A 21,421-nucleotide genomic window follows, 5' to 3' on the forward strand; every position below is an offset into this window, starting at 1 on the left:
TGATTCGATTACCTACCTGAGGGCTATCATGCGGCCGGTCACGCCACCCTTGCGCAAGGTCTCCAGACCTTCGGGAATATCGGCAAAGGTCGTCTCCACCAGCGAAGGCTTCATCTTCCCGGTTTGGAAGTACCGGTAGACCTGGGCTATATCGTCCGGAGTCCCGCCGTTGTTGCCGCGCAGGGTCACGTTTCTCGTGATCAGCGGGCGTGTATCGATGGTGGCCTGTAGCCGCCCCATGCCGACCAGGACCACCATGCCTCCGGGGCGCACGACCGAGATGGCATCATTGGTCGTTGTGCCGAAACCGGCAAAATCGACAACCAGATCCGGCTCGTCATCCTTCAGGTCCAGCACCTGCTCATGAACGTCCCGTACGCCGAGATCGCCGGCCCACTCACGAGCCTTGGGGCTGGTATCGGCCACACAGACGTGGCACCCCTCGATCAGGGCCATGTTGACCGCGAACTGTCCGAGCCCACCCGCACCGATGATGCCTACTGTCATGCCCTTCCTTGCACCGCCGACCACGAAGAGCGGATGGTAGGAGGACATACCCGCGTCGGTCGCAGCGGCGCCCTGCTCAAAGGAGACCTCATCCGGGAGGGGGATCAACTCACGGGCGGGGACGGCCATAAGATCTGCATATCCCCCGTTGCGCTGTGCCCCAACGGTCTTGCCGGTGACCTTGTCCTGCGGGGCCACCCCCACGCGGTCACCCACCTTGAATCCGGTAACCCCGGAACCCAGGGTCTTGATGATGCCTGCGTTCTCATGCCCCAGGATCACCGGTGCCGACACCAGCGGCATCCATGCGGGATCATGCATGATACCCACATCGGTACGGCAGAGACCTGCAGCCTTCACTTCAATGACCACCTCGTCCTCAGCCGGGACGGGATCGGGCAGATCCTGCCACTTCAGAGGCTCATCGGTCTTGGTAAACATCCATCCTTGCATATTTCACCATCTTTCAGTTTTCAATTCGACTGCAGTTTCAACCTATCTCTCTGTACTGACCGATCAGCCGGGGCAGACCGGGGGTTCGTGTGAAATACACCACCATCCAATCTCAAGGTCCCCACGGTAGAATCGGGTACATTCGATACGGAACCGGAACGAACCCATGTCGTTCTCCACAATCGGATACAGACATGGCGAGGCAAGGGAGCTGCATGAAGGAAGAAGAACCGTCAGAGGGCGCACAACCGCAGGTTTCCCAGCCGAATGGGCAAGCCGACGTGCCCTCAGAGCCAGGCCCCGCCTTATTAAGGCCCGACGGGAGCTTTGACAGCCAGGCCTTCCTGGATGGGCTGGATGCCATCTTCCAGGCCGGCAAGGCGCGGGATGAGGCCGAACCTTACCTCCAGCAGGCCCTGGTGGATGCCGAGAACGCCGGCGACGACGCCGGTCTCCTGACCGTGCTCAACGAGACCATGGGCTTCTACCGTTCCCAGGGACGGCACAAGGACAACATGTGGATCATCCAACGGGCCATCGAATTGTCCGCCCGGATGCAGATCGAGGGCACCGAGGCCTGGACCACCACCCTGATCAATGCGGCCACCGGTCTGCGCGCCGCCAAGCAGTATGACCAGGCCGAGGACCTATACCGACAGGCCCTGGCCTCGGCACAGAAGACCCTGAAGCCCGGCGACAGGCGACTGGCCGCCCTCCACAACAACCTCTCCATGCTCTACAGCGAGACCGAAAGGCTCGACCAGGCCGAGCAGGAGCTGCGCCAGGCCATGACCATCCTGGAAGACTCCAGCCCCGATCCCTCGACCGACCTGGATCTGGCCTCGACCAGCACCAACCTGGCCCTTCTGCTCCTCCAGGAAAGCGCGGACGGCAAGCACGAGACCAATCAGGACGAGATTGTTCAGGATGCCACCGATCAGGCCAGCAGGGCCCTGGACATCTACGAACGGGGTCACCTGGAGCAGAGTGCCCATTTCGCCTCGGCCCTGGCCGGGTACGCCCAGGTCAGGTTCTTCGCCGGGCGGTTCGACCAGGCCGTGCGGGCCTACCGTCAATCGCTGGCGATCATCGATGCCAGGTACGGCAAGGGCAGCGACTACTATGCCATCACCAGCCAGAACCTTGACCAGGCGGAGCAGGCCGCCAAGGAGGCCGGGCAGGATCCGGACGCACCGGAGGCCCGGGTTCCCACCCAGGGCAATCGGATCCCCGGTCAAGCGTCAAGGAACAACCGGAATTCCAACACCGGCTCCGCCCCGGAAACAGGAACAGGAGCCGGCTCGAGCGCAGGCAATGAATACAGCGCCGGACATGATGCATCGGCACGGCAGACTTCCACCACACCCGACATCAGCGGACTGGACCTGGCCAAGGCTTACTGGGAGCAGGTCGGTAAACCCATGGTCCAGAAGAAGTATCCCCGATACCTGGGCCGCATGGCTGTGGGTCTGATGGGGCACGGCTCGGACTGTTACGGTTTTGACGACGCGGTCTCCAGGGACCACGACTTCGGGCCCGGGTTCTGCATATGGCTGACCGATGAGGACTACCTGGCCATCGGCAAGAATCTCGAGGCCGACTACCAGGCCCTCCCCCAGTATTTCATGGGCTTCCACCCCCGTACCGACAGCGTGCGGGCCAAGGGTGCCAACAGACGGGTCGGGGTCTTTGGGATCGGCGATTTCTTCGAGTCCCTGACCGGGTACAGGCAGGCTCCTCCCGAGGACCACCCCCATGAGTGGCTCCTCCTGGACGAGCCCACCCTGGCTGCAGCCACCAACGGGAAGATCTTCGCCGACCCCCTGGGCCAGATGCTCTCCACCCGGCAAGGCTTCAAAGCCATGCCGGATGACGTGCGGTTCAGCCTGATCTCCCGCCGCCTGGGCATGATCTCCCAGGCCGGTCAGTACAACCTGCCCAGGTCCCTGGAACGAGGGGACGGGGCGGCCGCGATGCTCTCCATCAACGAATTCGTCCAGGCAACGGCCTCACTGGTCTTCCTGGTCAACAACCCCCTGACCGTCGGATACCTGCCCTACTACAAGTGGAAGTTCGCGGCCCTGCGCAGGCTGAGCAGGCTGATTGCCGCCCGCCTGGGCGAGGTGACCCAGGAACTGGAGGACATCCTCAGACTCTCCTCGGCCGCCTGCTATGGGGGTGCCGGATTCGGTGAGGGTGGAAAGGGCTCCGGTCCTGCCGCCAAGCAGATCCAGGAGCAGGTTGAACGCATCTGCGCACAAATCGTCCAGGAGCTACGGACCGAGGGGCTGACCAACAGCCGGGAGACCTTCCTGGAATGGCAACGTCCCTATATCGAGGCACACATCCACAGCGACGACCCGACCCTGCACAGTATCTGAGCAGGCTGCGCAAATGAACGGAACAGAATGGGGACCAGGAAAGGAAATATCAGTATGGCGAAGGATGACCGTGACCAGACCACGGACAGGGAGGAATCTCTGCGGGAGAGGATCGTCAGGCACGAGTGGAACCAATTCCAGGGGGTCAACAACGAGGGGGGCCCCGCCAACTGCCAGGGCAACTGGCCCGTCTTCCACCAGATGAGGCTGAGTCAGTTCCTGACCTGGCCTGACGACCTCCTGGCCAGCTACGCCGATGACCTGGACCAGGCCGACGCACAGGGCCGCAACCTCCTGACCGAGAAGTACGGAAGGATGATGGAGTCCACGGTTCCCGACCAGTACCGACGCGACATCGCCCCCTACCTGCCCAGGCTGGGCATCGAACGCCAGACCCGGCAGGAGGCCATCATCGACCAGCAGGTGGCCTGGGCCGAGGACTTCCACCAGCGTTACCCCAAACTGGGCAGCGAGATGCGGGTGCTCAGAACCAGCCAGGACACCCCCGAGACCACCTCATTCGAAACCTACCTCCGTGGCGAGTTGGGCACCTATTCGGCCGGGACGCTGGACCTCTATGAACAGATGGTCAAGAATCTGGCTGCCCAGGGGCGGAATCTGACCGAGGAAACGGTTCTGGCCACGGTCAGGCAGAGCGGATTCGACAGCTTGGACGCAGCCGAGCAGGCCCAGGTTCAGGTACGAACCCAGGCCTGGACCTAGTGGCCTGTTCGGGCCGGACCGGGCCCGGCAGGAAGACTGCGGCAAGGCGGGCGAACACGCAGGAGGATGGCCCAGACCGCAGACGAAACACCGAAAGCCGTAAGCGGACCCGGACCATGGATGGCGTGTTGCAGGGGCGACCAGGGAAGTGGCTCTGGGTAGAGTTAATCCAGTGCGAATCGGAAAACGACTTACGGCCCTGGTGGCCTCCTTCCTGGTGATTCTGGCCGCTCTGGCCCTACTGGGCTCCTCCATGACCCCCGATTGGAATGTCCGGGAGTACCACGACCACATCAGGGTGGACGAACGGAAAACCGCCATCGCCTCGGACCTGGGGCCGACCACCCCCGAGGGGACATATAAGGTCAAGGAGACCTTCCTCAAGGTCAATCTGGCACCTGGGGTCTCCGTCAATGCAATCGTGCGGCAGCCACAAGGGGCCAAGGGACCCAGGCCGGCCTGCTTGTTCATACACGGGGCCGGCACAGGCAAGGCATCCGAGGTCTATGGCGACCTGGCCTCGGCCATGGCCTCTGCCGGAATCACTACCTTGGTCGCCGACAAACGCCTGGACACCTACTCCGCCCTTCACCGCGATTATGGGGCCATGGCCAGGGACTACGACCGTTCCTTCGAGGTACTGAAGGCCTGGCCGGGCGTGGATCCCGGCAAGGTGGGCATCTACGCCGAGTCGGAGGGCACCTGGATATCCAGCATCATGACGGCCCGTCACCGGGACATCGCCTTCTCCATCATGACCTCTCCTCCGGTCTATCCCGGGCGGCAGCAGATGCCCATGGCCGCCACCTCCTACCTGGACCTGATTCATGCCCCCGCGGGCATCCGGGGGGTCATCCCCAAGCTCCTGGGCATGGACCTGTCGGTTCTGGGTCTGGAATACGCCGACTTCAAGGCCCTCCCCTACCTGGACCACCTGAGCCAGCCCACTCTGGTCAACTACGGCACCAACGACGTCTCCATGCCCGTGGAGCAGGGAGCCAGGGAGATTCTGAAGCGGACCGAAGCGGCGGGGAACCGGAACGTGACCCTTCGCTACTACCCCACCAACCATCAGATCAGGACCGGCAGCCGACTGGCCAAGGACGGATTGCCACTGGAGTCGCACTACACACACGACCTGGAGAATTGGATCAACGGGGTATCCGAGGGGACGGGAGCCGACCAGTGGTCCACCCACATGATCGCCGGCAGCCAGCCCAACCAACGCTTTACCGCACCGACCCGGACCGACCCGGGCCTCCTTCGTTCACTGCGAGCCCTCCTGATTCTCATGATCGGTGGCCCCCTCCTTCTCCTGCTCTCGCTTCTGGCGGCCGCCGGTCTGGGCCTGGGCGCCTGGATTCGGGGCCGTGGAAGACGCAGGAATCCGGTTGACCCTGAAGACCGGTCGATCGGTTTCGCCAGAGGCCTGACCCCCCGGCTCTGGGGGCTGGGGGCTGGATCCCTGGCCCTTATGGGGCTTCTGGTCTGGTACGCCGTGCGGATCGTACGTCATGCCCTTACCCTGGAACCACTCTCATCCCTGGAGATCGCCTCTTGGGGTCTGCTCAAGTTCCTGAGTGTCCTTCTGGCGCTGGACTTGGCCCTGGTGATCGTCCGATTGCTGACCGGCTCCTCCGCACGGCGAAACCACAACGATTCAAACATGTCGAGGAATCAGGTCCGACTGGCAGGCGGCTGGGGGCACTGGGTGGTCCTGACCCTGACCATCACCGGATCTCTGATGGTCCTGGGGACTTTGGCATTCTGGGGACTATTCAGCCTCTGAGCCCCAGCAGGCCATACAACCTGAGGGGCGCAGGCCGACCGCTGCGGTCAGATACGCATCATGCAGCCAAGCCCCACACGACCTGAAGGGACGTCGGCGCCGGGTGGTGAACCAGGGAAACCGTCCTGCCGTAATTCCACACGACCCCGATATGAGGCTGGCGGCCATACCACCGAACGACCCCGGAAGGGTCAGCCCTCTCGACCCGGCGAAGAGAACGCAGTATCGGTATCGACCGTTTTGACGGAAGTGCCATCTTCGGCCATCCCCTCCGATTGGTCCTGAGCATACCGCCCCGTCCAGGTGGGTGGCTTGTCGGACCCGTCAATGGACTCGCGCAATCGATTACCCGTTCTTCGGGCGGCCAATCCGTAGAGGACGGCCATGAGGAGAAAGAAGATGCCCAGGACGGCGAAGAGGATCGGGAAGACCGCGGACCAGCGGATGGACCGGGTCATAGACTCCCCATAATAGAGATATACCAAGCCCAGGGCCAGGAAGATGACGGCAAAGAGGGAGACGATGACCCCCAGAACGATGGTCGGAGTACTGGGACCTGTCGGGCGGATCTTCTCCCTGGATTCCTGCTCTGGTGCCCGATAGACCGGCGCGCTGTTGGACATGAACGGGGTTCCTCCTCCCCCTCCCTGCCATGTCGACGAAGTGTCGTTCCCCGTGGCCCCTGCCGTGGGGGCTGCCGAAAAGGAGGGGATCGAAGTGGTATCCACCTCATCGTCCTGGGAGGGCATCTCCTGGGTTGGTGGCTGTTCATCCTCCCGCGACAGATCCATGTCCTCCTGAATGCCGGTGTCGGACAGGATGGAATCATCCTCAGGGGAACCGTCGTTCAGTCCTTCCGAATTGTCGTGCTCACTCATAGTCCTCATCCTCCCGACCCTCATAGGAGTCGTTGTCGTTGTCCAGATGTCCGTGTTTCTTCCCGCTGTCGGTTCGACGCTCGGGCAGGGTGGCCGTACCCTTCTCCTCGAAACTGACCCGTCCGGAGATGGCGGGTTCGACCTGGACGCTCAACTCCGGCGAATCGGGCATGTGGACATCTCCGTCGTCCGCAGCCCAATCCTCCTCGCCCCGGGTCGAAGGACCATAGCCATAGGAAGTGCTCCACCGCATCGGGTCGCTGTTGGCGACGCTGTAGGCATAGGTGCACCCTGTGGGCAGGATGATCCGAACATCGGCATGACGGAGAGCCAGGCGGATGGTTCCCGTCGGGCAACCGGATACCCGTCTGACGGAATCGGTCATATCGACCTTGTGGGTTCCGTTGTTCTGTTCGAATTCCGAGAGGTCAATGACCGCGCGACCCTGGTCATCCGAATCGCCGATCAGGAGGAGCCCCTTCCGGTACCGCTCCATATCCCGCTTGGTGGACCCCAGCCTCTTCCCCTCGTTCTTTCCATTCACGCCGACCGATGCATAGCTGCGCAGGTTGGACCGGATTTCGAACTGCGCATTGCCGAAGGCGATGCTACAGCAGGCCAGGACCAAGACGGCGATGGCGGCGGCGATGGCCATCGGGGTGAGACCTCCCGACCTGCGGCCCAAACAACCCAGGACGATGATGACAAGACCCAGTATCAGTGCGACGGCGGCAGCCCATACCAAGGCGTACCGCAGGGCATCGAGAATCCCGCCGTGATGGATGGATGCCAGCAGCCAGACAGCCCCTCCGGAAAGCAGAATCAGCCCCAGCAGCAGGCAGACAAGACCAGGACCGGCTGGACGCCGACGCAGACGATGCGGCTTAGGGGTGGAAGGGGGCTGCAAAGGGTATCCATATACAGGCTGCCCACTGTCACCGTATTCGTAGCCATACCTGCCACTGCCGAACCCGTCGGCCGCCATGGTGGGTCCGGCGGCGGCACCTGGATCATCCGTCTCGTTCTCTCCGGACAGGCCCCCTGGAGGTCCCTGATTGAACGCCCCGCTCCCGTCCGAATCGGATGACCAGGAACCCCCTACCGCCTCAGCCTGGGACCCTATGGCGGATTCGGTCCGACCCGAGGTGGACGCGTCAGGAAGACGGGAACCGGAAGAGCCATCGCCTTGCCGGTCAGTGTCGTATGCGCCTGGATCCGTCGAACCGGCGGCATAGGGGTTTCCACCAGCAGAATCATAGGGGCTGTTACCTGCCGATCCGGTGTCAGGAGAACCGGAAACGAAAGGGGCGGGACCAGCAGGACCGTAGGGGCCCGGATCATGGGGGGCAGGTCCTGCAGGTCCGGACGGACCTGGGTTGTAGGGGCCCGAACCGGCTCCACCGACGGGACCAAAGGAACCCTGACCTGATGGACCGGAACTGAAGGAACCAGGTCCATAGGGACCGTACCCCTGCGGACCGGGACCTGGACCAGCGTAGGGACCTGGACCAGCGGGACCTGCGGCGTGGAAGTGGTTCCGGGCCTGCTGCCGACTCCACCTGATAAAGAAGTAGAGGACCAGTGCCGCGATGATGATGGAGGCGACCCCGATACCCAAGGCCCAGGCCGCAAGCAGCCAGCAGATGATGATGCCGACCATGGATCCCTGCCACCTGCCGTCAAGGATGTCCTCGGCGATGATGGCGCCACGGCTGTCCGGCAGGACGAACCAGGCGAATCCGTAGAAGGCCGCACCCGCTCCGAAGAGGAAGACACAGAGCAGCATCAGGGCACGGACCAGGGCCGTACTCCAACCCATCCGTCTGGCTATGGCGCCGCAGACACCTCCGATCCACCGGTCATCGGGACGCACCAGGTAGGATTCCCGGCACATCCGGAAGAACCTGTCGGTCCACCGGTCATCGGGACGGTCATTGTGAATATCCGTATTTCCGCTCATGTCATCATTACAGCAGACCCGACCCACGGACGGCATGGGGGAACACCCTGATTTAACCCTGAAAAACCTAATCCACCCTTCCTGATCCTCCCTGGCAGTAAATAATGGAACCATGAGATCACGGCAGAGAACACCCCAGGGAGGCCAACGGAGCGGTGGACGGATGCGGACACCGCCGCCGCAACCTGTCCCTCAGGCCGGGCAGACCTACCCACTGTGGTGGCCTGCCCCCATTCGACCGGCACGCATGCCGCTGATGAGGCCGAAACGCGGACGGATCATCTGCGGAGTATGCAAGGGCATCAGCCTGCATCTGGGCATCGGCGTGGGCTGGGTTCGTCTGGTCGCCCTGGTTCTGGCCTTCACCATCGTCGGAGCGATTCCCTATGTCTTCCTCTGGCTGGTGCTCCCCTCCGGGGACCCGGCAGCCGCCATGGCCTCCCGCCCTGTCAGCCAGACCCCCCTTGCCCGCGGCAATGGCGCTACGGAATCCAACCCGGAATCTGAGGACCGTGCAGACCCCACCCTGGGTCAGGTCCTGAAACAGACCTCTCGAGCCCGGCTGGCGGCCGGCATAGGCATCATCCTCCTCCTCATACCGCTCTTCATGCTGAACAGCGGCATGAAACCGGAAATCATCCTCCCGGGCATCATCTTCCTGTCGGGAATCGGCCTTTCCTGGGTACAGACCAGCAGCGCCAGAAGCTTCCGCATCCCCCTCTTTCTGACAAGTCTGGGCCTGATCCTCCTGGCGATTGTGATCTTCCTCTTCGCCACACTCCCCTTCAACCGGGCGGTGACCATGCTCTCCCTGGCGGGGGTGCTCCTGGTGGGCATCGCCGCCATCCTGGTGCCCTGGATCGACTCGCTGATCCACCAGCTCAGCAGCGAACGGGCCATGAAGGAACGCGAGGAGGAGCGTGCAGACATGACCGCCCACCTGCACGATGGGGTCCTGCAGACCCTGGCCCTGATCCAGCTTCATGCCGACGACCCCCAGACCGTCTTCACTCTGGCCAGATCCCAGGAACGCGACCTGCGCAATTGGCTCTACCAGGACCGCACGCCTTCGGACAGGTCGGTCAAGACCGGCATTCAAGACATCGCGGCCGAGGTGGAGGATGCATCCGGAAGGCCGATTGAGGTGGTCACGGTGGGTGACGCCCTGCCCTGCGCCCAGACCGATGCCCTTCTGGATGCCTCACGCCAGGCCCTGGTCAATGCCGTCACCCACGGAGGAGAACCCATATCCGTGTATTGTGAGGCCCGACGAAGCAAGGTCGAGATCTTCGTTCGCGACCATGGACCGGGGTTCGACATGGGCAAGGTACCGGCGGACAGACTGGGAATCCGGCAATCCATCGTGGGGCGGGTCGAACGCCGGGGCGGCAAGGTCGAGATCGTCTCGCGCCCCGATTGGGGAACCGAGGTGAGGATGCACATGCCCCTGTCGAACGCGAGCCAGGAAGCCGACAAGCACCATGAGGACGACCACCAGGCACCCGACCAGCGGTCTGATAGGCGGCAACCGGGAAAATGGCGGATGCCCGACCAGGAGCCGTTGGCTGAATAATGGCAAGCCCACGGGCCGAACGCGGGGCCGGCCCGTGAATCCCGCTGGTGATAGAATTCTGCCTGAGAAGGGTCACTCATTCCCCCATGCCGTCCCCGATTCCAGTCCGCGAGCGCCGACGCGGACATTCCCCACCGAAGATGATGACCCATGGAAGGCGGACCCGATACGCACATGAGTGAAGAGACCAACGAGCAGAAGGAAGTCGTGAACCAATCGAAAAGCATCGCAACCAAGGGGAATCACACCTCTCCAAACGTATCAGACCAACAGGTTTCCAGCTCGAATGGGGCCAACCGCAGGCCCTCCCCCGCTGAGGGGGCCGGGAGGATTCGCGTGGCCGTCGTGGATGACCATGAAATGTTCCGCACCGGTGTCATCGCCACCCTGCAACCTTATTTCAGCATTGTCGGGCAGGCCCCTGATGTGGAATCATCCATTCTCATGGTCAAGGAGACCCGACCGGATGTGGTCCTCCTGGATGTGCACGTACCGGGCGGCCAGGGCGGCGGCGGGGCCGAGATCCTGACCAGGTCCCACTCCCTCTCCCCCGGGTCCGTCTTCCTGGCCCTGTCCGTGTCGGACTCCCCCAAGGACGTGGGGTCGGTCATCAGGGCCGGCGCCCAGGGGTACGTGACCAAGACCATCTCGGCCAACGACCTGATTTCGTCAATCCGTCAGGTCCACGAGGGCTACGCTGTCTTCTCCCCCAAGCTGGCCGGGTTCGTCCTCTCGGCCTTCCAGGATGATGAGGCCCGGGATTCCGGCCTTCCGGCCCGTGACGACGAACTGGACAGCCTCTCCTCCAGGGAACAGGAGGTCATGCGCCTGATCGCCCGCGGCTACACTTACCGGGAGGTGGCCTCCGAACTCTTCATCTCCATCAAGACCGTGGAAACCCACGTATCCAACGTTCTGCGCAAGCTCCAGCTCTCCAACCGGAGCGAGCTGACCCGCTGGGCCGCCGACCGCCGCATCGTCTGAACGAATTCAGGAAATCCCGGAACGAAGGCAGGACGAACGTGAACAAGCTTGATGACAACCCTTGGCTCCATGTGGACCTGGACGATTATGAGAACCACATGCGGCTGGACACCGTCCAGCAGCTTCAGACCCTGAACCGGATCATGAAAGACCAGCTCAAGGGCAGGAAAGTGGACCGAATCATGATTTGCGGCATCGCCGGAGGAAACGGCCTGGAGTATGTTGACACTTCCATGGCGAGTCGTGTGTACGGACTGGATGTGAACCCCGATTACCTGGTCGCCTGCGAAGAACGGTTCCCCGGACTTGCCGGCGTTTTCAAGCCTGTACTGGCAGATATGACCGACACCTCCATGGACCTGCCCAAGGCTGATATGGTCATCGCCGACCTCTTTTTGGAATACGTCGGGTACCAGGCCTTCACGACGGCACTTGAACGGATTGACCCACGATTCGTCTCGTGTGTGATTCAGGTGAACCAGTCCATGGACTTCGTATCCGATTCACCCTACGCGAGGGTTTTTGATCAGCTTGATACGGTCTACCATCACATCGATGCCGATTCACTCATCCACACCATGAAAGGTCAGGGATACGATTCCGTATATTCATCCATGACGACGCTCCCCAATGGAAAAGCACTGTGCCGTTGCGATTTCGAGCGGAAGACCAATACCCACCCCGAACCGCACTCGGAACGCAAAGGCAGGAAGACCGGTCGGGAGTGAGACCACCCGAACCTCGGCCACCACACTGATGCATGGGGACAGTCCTGAAACCGGACTGACTCACCCAGCCCGGCCGGCTCCTCAGCAGGGCAGACCGAAACCGCGAAGATCCGTGCGCAGCTGTGCGGCCCCTGTGAAGAGCAGGCCCCTGATTCCGCATGTCTCGGCCGCAGCCACGTCATCCCACGAATCACCCACGAAGATGGTTCGTCCGGCGGGGATGCCGAACCTTCTCAGGGCCAACCGATAAACAAGCCCATCGGGCATGCGCAGGTGCTCCTCGGCGGAGATGAGCGTGTCCTCCAGGAGACCCAGCGGCTCCAGCAGTTCACTGGCCTGACGGGCATGCTCAGCGGTGGTGTTGGCCAGGCCCCAAAGATGGAGACCCCGGTCATGCAGGTCGGCGAGGAGGCCGGCCATGCCGGGCTGCATGCCCTTCACGGTCCGGGCGAACCCCTCCAGATACAGGCGAAACACCCAGGCCACGGCGGGACCGTGCGTACTCTCGTAGTCGGCCAGGACACGTTTCTGGTCCCATCCGAGATTCATCAGGGTCCTGAACCGCCAGATTCCCCATTCATCCTCCGGGTCGAGCACCATGTCGATCACCCCGTCGGGATACTGCCCCGCCAGGGCCGCCCGGGGGTCCCAGTCAACCAGGGTCCCCCGCAGACCGAAGATGAGGTGGCGGACGGATCCGCGCCCCCCATCATCGTCATAGCCGTCGTAACCATCTACCCGCAATTCCATGGTCCACATGGTACTTGCCCTGAACTACAAAGCCGGGGCGTCAGGCCGATCAGGCGGAGTCCGCCAGTTCGGGCACTCCTTATTTCACCCTGCGACGGTTACGGAACCAGAAGAGCAGGGTCCTCGCACTGGTAAGGGCAGCCAGGGCGCACCCCAGAGCCAGTGGGAAGAAGTAACGCAGCTGCATCCCCTGGACACCCGGCAGGCCGGGGTTGCTGTATTGGAGCCACAGGGCCAGGTAGGTCAGGGCCAGGACCCCCAGCCCCAGCAGGGTGAAGCACCAGGAAAAGACCAGGTCGGGATTCGATCCGGTCCTGGCCAAGGTGGCAAGAACCAGGATGACGACCAGCAGCGCCGTGCCCGCCCAGGCCAGGATGATGCTCCGGGAACCGCCCTGGACCATGTTGTTGCTCTGCCCATGCAGGATGGCCCAGACGATTCTGCAGATTGCGTCGCCCAGGCCGCCAGGGATGAGGAGGTCATGTCGTCTGCTCTGCATGGCCTGGTAGGAGACGAACATGGGGGCCGTGGCATACCAACCGTTACCCCTCATCCAGATTCCCATCCAGACCAGGGAGAGCACCCCGAAACCGGCTGTGGACGCCAGGTCGAGGCGATTCACCCGGTCCAGGCCCCTGACCCACTTCTGCAGGAGGGGCACCAGGAGCATGACCAGCACCAGGGGCATGTATATGAACTTGGACATGGCCACCACCAGACCGACCGCACCCAGCAGGATGCAGTACCGATGCGAGACCTTCTCGTAAACGGAGCGGAAGACCATGCAGGTAAAGAGGAAGACGACCGCCTGGGTGAAGGAGTCGGCCGAGATGGCGAAACTGCTGCGGAAGAGGAGCGGTGGCAACAGCATGGTCAGCCCCACCCCGATCCTCCAGCGGGTCAGGACCCTGACCCCCAGAAACATGCAGAGGGAGTAGACCAGCAGCATGCAGACCTCGGCCGCCCGGTATATGGCCGATACGGGCAGATGAAGAATTCCCCCGATCCCGAAGGCCAGGATCTGCGGGGCATAGGAGACCGGGGAATTCGTCGCCGTATTGTTGAAGGGGAGATCGACAAGATCACCGGGCCCGGGCTCCACGCTCTCACGGAGGGCTATCGAGGCATCATACCCGTCAAAGACACTCCAACCGTAGTCCACCCAGGCTCGGTCGACCCGACCCCCAACAGCCCCCTCACCGACGTTGTGCAGGAAGCTCCGGGAATGAACCGGATGGGCCAGCAGATCACCGTGGGTTATGCTGCTGATCCGATAGACATGTGACCAGACGTCGGGCGTATGCCCCACAGGCGTCCGGGCCAGGAAGAACCCGCCCATCAGCAGTGTGCCCAGGGCCGTCAGGAGGGGCATGAACCGGCGAAGCCATGCCAGGATGGCCCGCACACGGGAATGCCCTGCCGGGGAGGGCATCTCGGTTGCAACCGCCGAGGCATCAGCGCGCACACCGTCCCTGTGTTTGCCGTTCATTCCGACCTCGGTTCCAATACCCAACGCACCCTCCCGCTTCGAGACCCTCTGCCTGCTCCGGGGTCTTGCCTGCCGGACCAACCACCGACTTCCACCGATACTACCGAGAGACAGTACAGGCCGGGCCCGCAACCCATCACCTATCGAGCAGATGGATGAGCATACCATTGTAGCGTTCCTGGAGATCCTTGGGCTCCACTATGGTGGCCTGGTCACCGAACCCCAGCAGGTAGGTGACCAGGAACCCATACTCATCGGGCCTGATTGTTCCGGTCAGGAAAGTTCGCCCACACTCGTGCAGCAGACGCATGTTCGGATAACTGTTGCGTATGAAGTAATCCTCCCCGGGCTTCGTGAGCAGCACCCGGAATCGAATGGTGCGCCCAGCCGCCTCGGCACGATTGCAGGCCCTCTGCTCGTCCTTCAGGTCGGGCAGGGTGCCGGTTCGGGGACGGGTATCGGCAATCTCCATCCGGTCGCAGCGAAACGTCCGCCACTCCCGACTGTCGGGGTCCGAACCGATGCAGTACCAAAAACCACCGTCCAGGGTCAGCCTGATGGGGTTGAGCAGGCGGGTTTGCTTGGATCCATAGGTGAAGGCCACCGTCTGTCTTTCCATGATTGAAGTGAACAGTTCGGCCAGGTTGCTGCCGTCCGCATGCCGATACGTCCCCTGATACCGGATGGCGCTCATGGCGGCCCGGACGGCCTTCCGCCTGTCGTCGGGCAACCCCTGCATGAGTTTGTCCTTGATGTGTTGGTACGAGTACCCGAAGGGTGTGGTAGTCAGAGGTCGGAGCAGCTGGAGTGCGAGGAAGAGGGTCAGGTCCTCCCCTTCGCTGAAGACGATGGGAGGCAGGGGTACGGCAGCCTCGACAAGGTATCCCCCATAGCGGCCCCGGTAGGCGACTATACCCAGTCCTAGTTCACGCAGCTCATCCAGGTCTCGCACTGCCGTACTCCTGGAGATGCCGAACTGATTCATCAGATCGTTCAGGTGAAAGGCTCTATGCATATTGACAAAGACCAGTTCCTGATTGATCCGTTCCGCTTTGTTCATCGGAAACCACCTAAGGGTTCAGAAAATGACACCTTTCGATCATAGGGTTGTTTTCGTCCGACAAGAAACCAAAGAAAGGCAGGACCATGACCCCGGAACCACCGCAGGTAACCATCTTCCTCTCCCTGGACGGCAAGGCAAGGGAGGCCATCGCCTACTACCAGAATGTCTTGGGTGCCAGAACCCTCTTCTCCATCACCAACCGGGAGTTCAAGGAGCGATACAACCCTGATCTGGCGATTGCGCCGGGCCAGGAGGAGTACATCTCCCACTCTGTCAACCAGGTGGGTGCGGTCCAGCTGCAGATCGCGGACAACCCCGTCGACGACGCCGTTCCCATGCGGGAGAGCGGCAGGGTGTCGCTGGACATCATGGTGACGGATCCGCAACAGGCCCGGACCATATACGACAAGGCCGTCTCCCATCCGGAGACAACCGTGCTGAAGGAGCCCCAGGCGAATGAGTTCGCCGACTTCCATGCCGTCATCCAGGACCCTTTCGGCGTGCTGATGCAGATAACCTGCGAGAAGTGAAGCAGGGGACCGATGCCACGGAGCCGGAGTCCGGTGACCGGGAATCGCGACCAGGGCATCGGCCTGTCCCGATGCATCGCCGCCCGATGGATGGCGCATCCCGAAGAATCTATCCCTGGTCATTGCGATGCAGGCGGAGATTCTGGCGTTGATCAGGTCGACGAAGGAATCGACTTCCTCTGTCGAATACCGTTCGCCAAATCCCGTGAGAGGGAACCACGGCACTGTTTCCCCTGATCAACCGTTAGGCCGATATCTGCCCGGCCTCCGCCATCGCCAACTTCGTGGCCGTATCATGCAGGAACGAATCGACTTCCTTTGCCACGTTTCCACTGTAGAGGAAGGCCGGAAGAAGATCGAACGTCCTGGCTCGTATCGAATCCGGGGTGATTCCTTCCGCCTTCCCATAGGTGCCGGGTTTCACCTGAGACGACGGATCCGGATAAACCCTCACAGCATCCGACATATTGCGGGATTCCCTCGACCCGGAGCCCTGACGGGGCATCTCCCCGGAATCCGAAACCTGCTCGTGGACAGGAACAGACGCCCCCTCCCCGAAGAGTCAGCTTCCGTTGTACCGGATTGTGGTGGTTCGGCACTGGATGACTCTGCAAAGGGAATCCGCCCCTGATTCGAATCGCCGAGAATGGATTGACAACCATCCCCGTGCGTGTCCTTTCCGCTCTTCAGCATGACCGCATCCTTATTCGCATAGCGTCGCTGCCGGGACCGTCTCCTCAGTGGCTACTTCATCGTTTAACCGCCACCCAAATCTGGTGAAGCCGTCGCATCCTGAACTAGCACCTGCCGCCCGAATGAGGACGATCGAGGGCCAGCGGCATCAACATACCCATTCCAGGAAGTAGACCTGCGGACACAGCCGCCGAGCCACCCCCTCAAGGGCTGATTTCGGCAGACAGATGGATGCCCGGTGGGAGTCCGCAGGCATGGCGGTATCACCCGGTCCGGTGGCCAGGGCACGGTCCAGAACCAAGCAGGACACGGCATCCCTATGGCCGATGAGGTCGAACAGGGAGACCCTGCCCGGCTCGGAACCGAGAGTCTCTTCCAACCGTTCCGGGGAAGCCAGGTGCAGACGGCGACATCCGACCAGGCGTCGCACCTCTTTCAGGTCCGGATGGACGGCAGCCCGAACCACCAGGAGGACCAGTTTCCCGCCGGCGTCCTCCAGGAGGAGACACTTCGACAGGTCCGAGTCCTTCAGCCCCAGCAGGGCGGGAAGACCCTTGTCCAAGCCTTGCCGAACCGTCTCGATGCGGGGATGGGGGACCAACCGCCAGGGCACTCCCAGACCATCGAGCCGGTCTTCCATCTGGACCTGCAAGGATGGTGCCGTTTCGTTTTCGACCCGGATGGAATCTTCACCTGGAGCAGGTGAGGCACCGGGGCTGACATGGGCATCACTCATGCAGAAGCAGTCATCAACAGGACCGCCCGAAGAATCTTCACATAAGCCAGTGCGATGTGCCGGTTCGGCTGTTCCATCAACCATGCCCACACCCCCCTTGGGTTCAATCCCCATAAAGGCCATCTTAGGAAAGACGACCAGGCAAGGGGGCCAAGAGTCCATCTCGCTTCGAGGCCCCCCGATTGATGTAGAACCAGACGAACAGTGTGCACAGGAGGAAGAGCTCCAACATGGGGAGGATTCGATCCACGGGGACGAATCGACTGTACGACGGTCAGCTCCAGGCGGAGTGGTGACTTGTCTTCAAGCCGGGTTGAAGCAATACCATCCAATCAGAAGCAAGGAAAGGCCCATCGCATGACAAAACATCCTTTGAAGACCCTGATTACCCTGGCCGCAACCCTCCTGATAGGCCTATGCCTGGGAGCCCTGATCTGCTACGGCACCATCGGCACGGACATGCCTGTGGCCGGCCAGTCTCAGACCACTCCCCGGAAAGGAACCGCCATGCAGAATTCGGACCAGCAGGAACCCACCTTCGCCAAGCCGGGCCATACCGGCAAGGGCACCAGGAAGGTCTTTCTCAACGCCAGCCAGAACGCGCAGGGGAACACCTCATCCCTGGCCAAGGAGCTCATGGGAGGCGAGGACTACCGGCAGATCAACCTGTCCGAGTACCGGATACCCCAGGTGGGCCAGGGCGATGGCGACTTCCCCAAGGTCTGGGACCAGCTCAAGGAGGCGGATGTGATCGTGATCGGCACGCCCGTCTACTGGTCCAACATGTCGGGATACCTGAAGACCTTCATCGACCATGTCGAGGTGAACGAGGACCTCAAAGGGACCGACCTCTACCTGATCGTGCAGGGCGCGGACAGCAACCAGACCAGGGCCGTGAACGCCACCTACGGCACCATGGACCGTGTGGCGAAGCGGTTCGGCCTGAACCTGGTCGGCATCGCCCAGAACGGGGACCAGGCCAAGGATCTCCATGCCCGCATGCTGGCCGAATAGACACCACCCAGGCACAAAAGCGCAAAATCCACAGGAAGGAACCATCATGAACCTGCTCATTCTTGCAGCCAACGGGCAGATAGCCCGCATCGTCGAGGACCGGATCCTGAACGAGGAGGATTTCGCCGACGTCCACCTGACCCTGGGCCTGAGAGGGAGTGAACGTCTGGACGCCCTGAAGGGCAATCCCCGCGTGACCCTGGCCGAGGTGGACCTGGAGAACCGTGCCGCGGTCGAGAAGTCCATGAAGGACCAGGAGATGGTATTCGTGGACACCGTCGACCATGACCAGGACAACGCCAAGACCCGAAACGTGATCGCCGCCATGAAGTCCAATCATGTGGACCGCGTCATCTTCGCCAACGTGGCCGGCATATACGACGAGGTACCGGGTGCCTTCGGCAGGTGGAACAAGGAGATGGTCGGCAAGGGACTGCCCACAGCGGCCGGATCGGATCGCCTGCTCAGGGAATCGGGGCTGACCTATACCACCCTCCGTCTGTGTTGGCTGACCGATCGGGACGAAATCAGATACTCCACCACGACCAGCAAGGAACCGTTCGAGGGCGTGTCCGGTTCCAGGAAGAGCGTGGCCGACCTGGTTCTTCGTATCGTCAAGGATCCCGACCTTGGTGCCAAGGAGAGCCTGGGGATAGCGGACCCCACCACCCAGGGCGCCGATAGACCGGTGTACTAAGACATGAACACCAGCCATCCCGAGAAGCCGGGGAGGGAGGGGGGGGGGGGCTGCCGATATCAGCAATTCCCCGATTGAGGAAAGCGTCCCTCCTCTGAAACGAATCACATCAGGCTTCCTCAGCAGGGTAAGGAGCATCAAGCAGCAGTGCCCGACGACTCAGCTTCCGCCATGCGTCTTGGCATGCAGAATCGGGGCCTTCCTGTTCCCGCCCTGCTTCATATTTCCTCCTGCGTCGCGCAAGCAATGATGACATGAGACTGTGTAAGGTGTATGCCCATTTGCGGCCGGCGGACATGTGGGCATACGTTGCATCAGACCTTGGCTGCATCAGCGGGCTTGAATGAAGCCTCTTGATGGGGGCCATTCAATGGTTGCCGGTGGTCATTGCCAAACCCATCGGTGTGCATACCGTCCTTTGGCAATCATCAGGTGCTTGTGACTGTTCGCAGCCATTGCTTCGCCGTTGAGGAAGCCTCCGCGTTTGACAATCCTCCTTGTTTCTCCAATAATGTAGCAAGCTACACTTATAGGAGGCGGATATGCCTGAACATGGAATGTCGGAACATCGGCCCGAGGGTCTGATAAAAATAGCCAACACGCTCTTGGAAAGGCAGATGAACGAGCTTATATCGGACATCTTCCCCGAGCTCACCGGCCCCCAGTTCGTCATCGTTTACTACCTCCACGAGCACCGGGACCAGGACATACGCCAGAAGGACATCGCCGACCGGTTCTACCTGAGCCATCCAACGGTCAGGGGCATGGTGAAGCGGTTGACCGAATCGGGTTGGCTGGCCGGTTCCAGCAAAGCGGACGACGACCGCCGGCAGGTCCTCCTGAACCTGACGGACAAGGCCGTTCAGTGTTTGGACAGGGAGGAAGGACGAATCCTCCAGGCCCTGGACACCACCACCGGCATGGCCACCAAGGGCTTCAGCCACCAGGACCAAAAGACCTTGGTAAGCCTGCTGAGACGAATCATCACCAACATGAGTCGGACAAATCGATAGGAGGAGGAACAAGGCGGTATGGAAAAAACAGAGCCCGAGGCAGATGCAACAATCATGCCGACCACGACCAGGGACGGCAACCGCAACCGGATGATGGCCGTCCTGCTTGCCGGCGCCTTCCTGGCGCTGATGGCGGAGACCTTCCTCAACAACGCCCTCCCCACCATCATGGAGGAGTTCAGGGTGTCCCAGTCCACCGCCCAGTGGCTCAGCACGGCCTACCTCCTGGTCGTGGGGCTCATGATTCCCATCTCGGCCTGGATATTCTCCAACTTCAGATCGAGAACCACCTACATGGTCATGATGGCCACCTTCCTGGTCGGCTCCCTGGTCTGCATCTTCTCCACCGGGCACTTCGCCATCCTGCTGGCCGGCAGAATCATCCAGGCCGTCGCCGCAGGTTCCCTGATGCCCTTCATCCAGAACGTGGTGCTCCTCCTCTTCCCGCCCGAGCGACGGGGGCTGGCCCTGGGCATCGTGGGTCTGGTCGTGGCCCTGGGACCAACCGTGGGGCCGACCCTGTCGGGCTTCATCCTCCAGCACTGGTCCTGGCGCATGCTCTTCATCCTCCTGGCCGTGGGCAGCGCCCTGATTCTGCTTGCCGCCTTCTTCTGCGTCTATACGGTCAATGAACGGCAAAACACCGGGCTGGACGTCCTCTCGGTCGCCTTGTCCTGCCTGGGGTTCGGCTTCCTGCTCTACGCCCTCTCAGCCATCGGCGACACGGGGCGGGTCTCCATGCTCAACCTCTCGCTCCTGATACTCGGCCTGGTTATCGTCGGGCTCTTCTGCCACCGGCAGCTCATTATGGACCACCCACTGGTGGACCTGCACGTCTTCGCCTCCGGCACCTTCAACCTGACCACCCTCCTGAGCACCCTGAGCAACATCTCCATGGTGGGAGTGGAACTGGTCCTCCCCCTCTACCTGCAGAACACCCGGGGGTCCAGCGCCTTGGTCTCCGGCCTGGTCATGCTGCCCGGCGCCATCGTCATGGGCATCTTCAACCCGATCTCGGGTGCCCTCTACGACCGTATCGGGGTCAGGAACATCTCCCTGCTCGGATTCACGGTTCTGACGCTCGGCACCCTCCCCATGGCCTGGTTCAGCGTCGACGCCAGTCTGGTCGTGATCGCCGCCTGCTACGCCATGCGGATGGCCGGCATCTCCCTGGTCATGATGACCACCTTCACCGAGGGGATCAACGCACTTCCCCGGGGGATGACGGCCCACGGCAATGCAGCCGCCTCCACGGTCAGACAGATCGGCGGATCCCTGGGCACCGCGGCCGCCATGATGATCGTCACTCTGGGCAGCGCCCACCATACGTCGGGCGTCGACAAGGCCCTGGCACTGGGCCAGGGATACCACTGGGCCTTCCTCTCCCTGATCGTGGTGGCCCTGGTTGGACTGTGCTCCTCCTTCGCCCTGAAGCGGCGGCGGGCAGAAGCCTGAGTTGA

Annotated in this window: 19 protein-coding genes; 11 read left to right on the forward strand and 8 right to left on the reverse strand. The window is 62.0% G+C overall.

From position 1 onward, the window contains the following. Positions 1–12: 12 nt before the first annotated feature. The gene (locus tag Q0K62_RS04395) at positions 13–948 is read right to left on the reverse strand and encodes a zinc-binding dehydrogenase (RefSeq protein ID WP_297316769.1); all 936 of its coding nucleotides are present in this window, start codon (positions 946–948) and stop codon (positions 13–15) included. A 293-nt stretch (positions 949–1,241) separates the two neighbouring features. On the opposite strand from Q0K62_RS04395, the gene Q0K62_RS04400 reads away from it, so the two are divergent. The 3 genes from Q0K62_RS04400 (at position 1,242) to Q0K62_RS04410 (ending at position 5,853) form a co-directional block, all read left to right on the forward strand. Beyond that, positions 1,242–3,341, forward strand: coding sequence for a DUF4037 domain-containing protein (locus Q0K62_RS04400; RefSeq protein WP_297316770.1), 2,100 nt, complete (start codon positions 1,242–1,244; stop codon positions 3,339–3,341). Positions 3,342–3,395: 54 nt separating this feature from the next. Continuing rightward, complete coding sequence (locus tag Q0K62_RS04405) at positions 3,396–4,064, forward strand: DUF4125 family protein (protein WP_297316771.1); 669 nt, start codon at positions 3,396–3,398, stop codon at positions 4,062–4,064. Positions 4,065–4,236: 172 nt separating this feature from the next. Continuing rightward, positions 4,237–5,853, forward strand: a complete 1,617-nt coding sequence (locus Q0K62_RS04410) for an acyl-CoA thioester hydrolase/BAAT C-terminal domain-containing protein (RefSeq protein ID WP_297316772.1) — start codon at positions 4,237–4,239, stop codon at positions 5,851–5,853. A 191-nt stretch (positions 5,854–6,044) separates the two neighbouring features. Here Q0K62_RS04410 and Q0K62_RS04415 read toward each other — a convergent pair whose 3' ends face one another. Continuing rightward, positions 6,045–6,731: a hypothetical protein gene (locus Q0K62_RS04415; RefSeq protein ID WP_297316773.1), complete on the reverse strand. Its 687-nt coding sequence runs from the start codon at positions 6,729–6,731 to the stop codon at positions 6,045–6,047. Next, on the reverse strand, positions 6,724–8,691 hold the full coding sequence (locus Q0K62_RS04420; protein WP_297316774.1) for a PspC domain-containing protein: 1,968 nt from the start codon (positions 8,689–8,691) through the stop codon (positions 6,724–6,726). Before Q0K62_RS04420 ends, Q0K62_RS04415 begins: the two co-directional genes overlap by 8 nt. A 256-nt stretch (positions 8,692–8,947) precedes the next feature. On the opposite strand from Q0K62_RS04420, the gene Q0K62_RS04425 reads away from it, so the two are divergent. The 3 genes from Q0K62_RS04425 to Q0K62_RS04435 all read left to right on the forward strand — a co-directional run bounded on the left by Q0K62_RS04425 (position 8,948) and on the right by Q0K62_RS04435 (position 11,976). Then, the gene (locus tag Q0K62_RS04425) at positions 8,948–10,264 is read left to right on the forward strand and encodes an ATP-binding protein (RefSeq protein ID WP_297316775.1); all 1,317 of its coding nucleotides are present in this window, start codon (positions 8,948–8,950) and stop codon (positions 10,262–10,264) included. A gap of 174 nt (positions 10,265–10,438) precedes the next feature. Then, positions 10,439–11,248 (forward strand): response regulator transcription factor, encoded by an 810-nt coding sequence (locus Q0K62_RS04430; protein ID WP_297316776.1) that lies wholly within the window; start codon positions 10,439–10,441, stop codon positions 11,246–11,248. A gap of 38 nt (positions 11,249–11,286) precedes the next feature. After that, positions 11,287–11,976: a class I SAM-dependent methyltransferase gene (locus Q0K62_RS04435; protein ID WP_297316777.1), complete on the forward strand. Its 690-nt coding sequence runs from the start codon at positions 11,287–11,289 to the stop codon at positions 11,974–11,976. 81 nt (positions 11,977–12,057) lie between these two features. Here Q0K62_RS04435 and Q0K62_RS04440 read toward each other — a convergent pair whose 3' ends face one another. From Q0K62_RS04440 to Q0K62_RS04450, 3 genes are all read right to left on the reverse strand, one after another. Further along, on the reverse strand, positions 12,058–12,735 hold the full coding sequence (locus tag Q0K62_RS04440; RefSeq protein WP_297316778.1) for an HAD family hydrolase: 678 nt from the start codon (positions 12,733–12,735) through the stop codon (positions 12,058–12,060). Positions 12,736–12,805: 70 nt separating this feature from the next. Continuing rightward, on the reverse strand, positions 12,806–14,215 hold the full coding sequence (locus Q0K62_RS04445; RefSeq protein ID WP_297316779.1) for a DUF2142 domain-containing protein: 1,410 nt from the start codon (positions 14,213–14,215) through the stop codon (positions 12,806–12,808). Between the two features lie 136 nt (positions 14,216–14,351). Then, the gene (locus Q0K62_RS04450) at positions 14,352–15,275 is read right to left on the reverse strand and encodes a WYL domain-containing protein (RefSeq protein WP_297316780.1); all 924 of its coding nucleotides are present in this window, start codon (positions 15,273–15,275) and stop codon (positions 14,352–14,354) included. Positions 15,276–15,361: 86 nt separating this feature from the next. Here Q0K62_RS04450 and Q0K62_RS04455 point away from each other — a divergent pair, with 86 nt between their 5' ends. Beyond that, positions 15,362–15,808 (forward strand): hypothetical protein, encoded by a 447-nt coding sequence (locus Q0K62_RS04455; RefSeq protein ID WP_297316781.1) that lies wholly within the window; start codon positions 15,362–15,364, stop codon positions 15,806–15,808. Positions 15,809–16,052: 244 nt separating this feature from the next. Here the strand turns inward: Q0K62_RS04455 and Q0K62_RS04460 are convergent, their stop codons facing one another. Further along, positions 16,053–16,274 carry a hypothetical protein gene (locus tag Q0K62_RS04460; RefSeq protein ID WP_297316782.1) on the reverse strand — a complete coding sequence of 74 codons (222 nt, stop codon included), beginning with the start codon at positions 16,272–16,274 and terminating at the stop codon, positions 16,053–16,055. Positions 16,275–16,649: 375 nt separating this feature from the next. After that, entirely contained in the window at positions 16,650–17,237 is a 588-nt protein-coding gene (locus Q0K62_RS04465) for a YbaK/EbsC family protein (protein ID WP_297316783.1), read from the reverse strand. A gap of 357 nt (positions 17,238–17,594) precedes the next feature. Between Q0K62_RS04465 and Q0K62_RS04470 the strand changes: the two genes are divergently transcribed. From Q0K62_RS04470 to Q0K62_RS04485, 4 genes are all read left to right on the forward strand, one after another. Next, positions 17,595–18,251, forward strand: coding sequence for an NAD(P)H-dependent oxidoreductase (locus Q0K62_RS04470; protein WP_297316784.1), 657 nt, complete (start codon positions 17,595–17,597; stop codon positions 18,249–18,251). A 46-nt stretch (positions 18,252–18,297) separates the two neighbouring features. After that, complete coding sequence (locus Q0K62_RS04475; protein WP_297316785.1) at positions 18,298–18,948, forward strand: NAD(P)H-binding protein; 651 nt, start codon at positions 18,298–18,300, stop codon at positions 18,946–18,948. Positions 18,949–19,490: 542 nt separating this feature from the next. Next, entirely contained in the window at positions 19,491–19,961 is a 471-nt protein-coding gene (locus Q0K62_RS04480; protein WP_297316786.1) for a MarR family transcriptional regulator, read from the forward strand. An 18-nt stretch (positions 19,962–19,979) separates the two neighbouring features. Further along, positions 19,980–21,416, forward strand: coding sequence for an MDR family MFS transporter (locus tag Q0K62_RS04485; protein ID WP_297316787.1), 1,437 nt, complete (start codon positions 19,980–19,982; stop codon positions 21,414–21,416). Positions 21,417–21,421 lie beyond the last annotated feature (5 nt).

The organism is uncultured Bifidobacterium sp. (assembly GCF_945269915.1).
In the GTDB taxonomy this organism is placed as follows: Bacteria; Actinomycetota; Actinomycetes; order Actinomycetales; family Bifidobacteriaceae; genus Bombiscardovia; species Bombiscardovia indica.

Excerpts from the sequence above, each read along its gene's own strand:
- Q0K62_RS04395 (WP_297316769.1), bottom strand. The coding sequence starts at position 948 with ATGTTTACCAAGACCGATGAGCCTCTGAAGTGGCAGGATCTGCCCGAT.
- Q0K62_RS04405 (WP_297316771.1), top strand. The coding sequence starts at position 3,396 with ATGGCGAAGGATGACCGTGACCAGACCACGGACAGGGAGGAATCTCTG.
- Q0K62_RS04415 (WP_297316773.1), bottom strand. The coding sequence starts at position 6,731 with ATGAGTGAGCACGACAATTCGGAAGGACTGAACGACGGTTCCCCTGAG.
- Q0K62_RS04420 (WP_297316774.1), bottom strand. The coding sequence starts at position 8,691 with ATGAGCGGAAATACGGATATTCACAATGACCGTCCCGATGACCGGTGG.
- Q0K62_RS04425 (WP_297316775.1), top strand. The coding sequence starts at position 8,948 with ATGAGGCCGAAACGCGGACGGATCATCTGCGGAGTATGCAAGGGCATC.
- Q0K62_RS04430 (WP_297316776.1), top strand. The coding sequence starts at position 10,439 with ATGAGTGAAGAGACCAACGAGCAGAAGGAAGTCGTGAACCAATCGAAA.
- Q0K62_RS04440 (WP_297316778.1), bottom strand. The coding sequence starts at position 12,735 with ATGTGGACCATGGAATTGCGGGTAGATGGTTACGACGGCTATGACGAT.
- Q0K62_RS04445 (WP_297316779.1), bottom strand. The coding sequence starts at position 14,215 with ATGAACGGCAAACACAGGGACGGTGTGCGCGCTGATGCCTCGGCGGTT.
- Q0K62_RS04450 (WP_297316780.1), bottom strand. The coding sequence starts at position 15,275 with ATGAACAAAGCGGAACGGATCAATCAGGAACTGGTCTTTGTCAATATG.
- Q0K62_RS04455 (WP_297316781.1), top strand. The coding sequence starts at position 15,362 with ATGACCCCGGAACCACCGCAGGTAACCATCTTCCTCTCCCTGGACGGC.
- Q0K62_RS04460 (WP_297316782.1), bottom strand. The coding sequence starts at position 16,274 with ATGTCGGATGCTGTGAGGGTTTATCCGGATCCGTCGTCTCAGGTGAAA.
- Q0K62_RS04465 (WP_297316783.1), bottom strand. The coding sequence starts at position 17,237 with ATGAGTGATGCCCATGTCAGCCCCGGTGCCTCACCTGCTCCAGGTGAA.
- Q0K62_RS04470 (WP_297316784.1), top strand. The coding sequence starts at position 17,595 with ATGACAAAACATCCTTTGAAGACCCTGATTACCCTGGCCGCAACCCTC.
- Q0K62_RS04475 (WP_297316785.1), top strand. The coding sequence starts at position 18,298 with ATGAACCTGCTCATTCTTGCAGCCAACGGGCAGATAGCCCGCATCGTC.
- Q0K62_RS04480 (WP_297316786.1), top strand. The coding sequence starts at position 19,491 with ATGCCTGAACATGGAATGTCGGAACATCGGCCCGAGGGTCTGATAAAA.
- Q0K62_RS04485 (WP_297316787.1), top strand. The coding sequence starts at position 19,980 with ATGGAAAAAACAGAGCCCGAGGCAGATGCAACAATCATGCCGACCACG.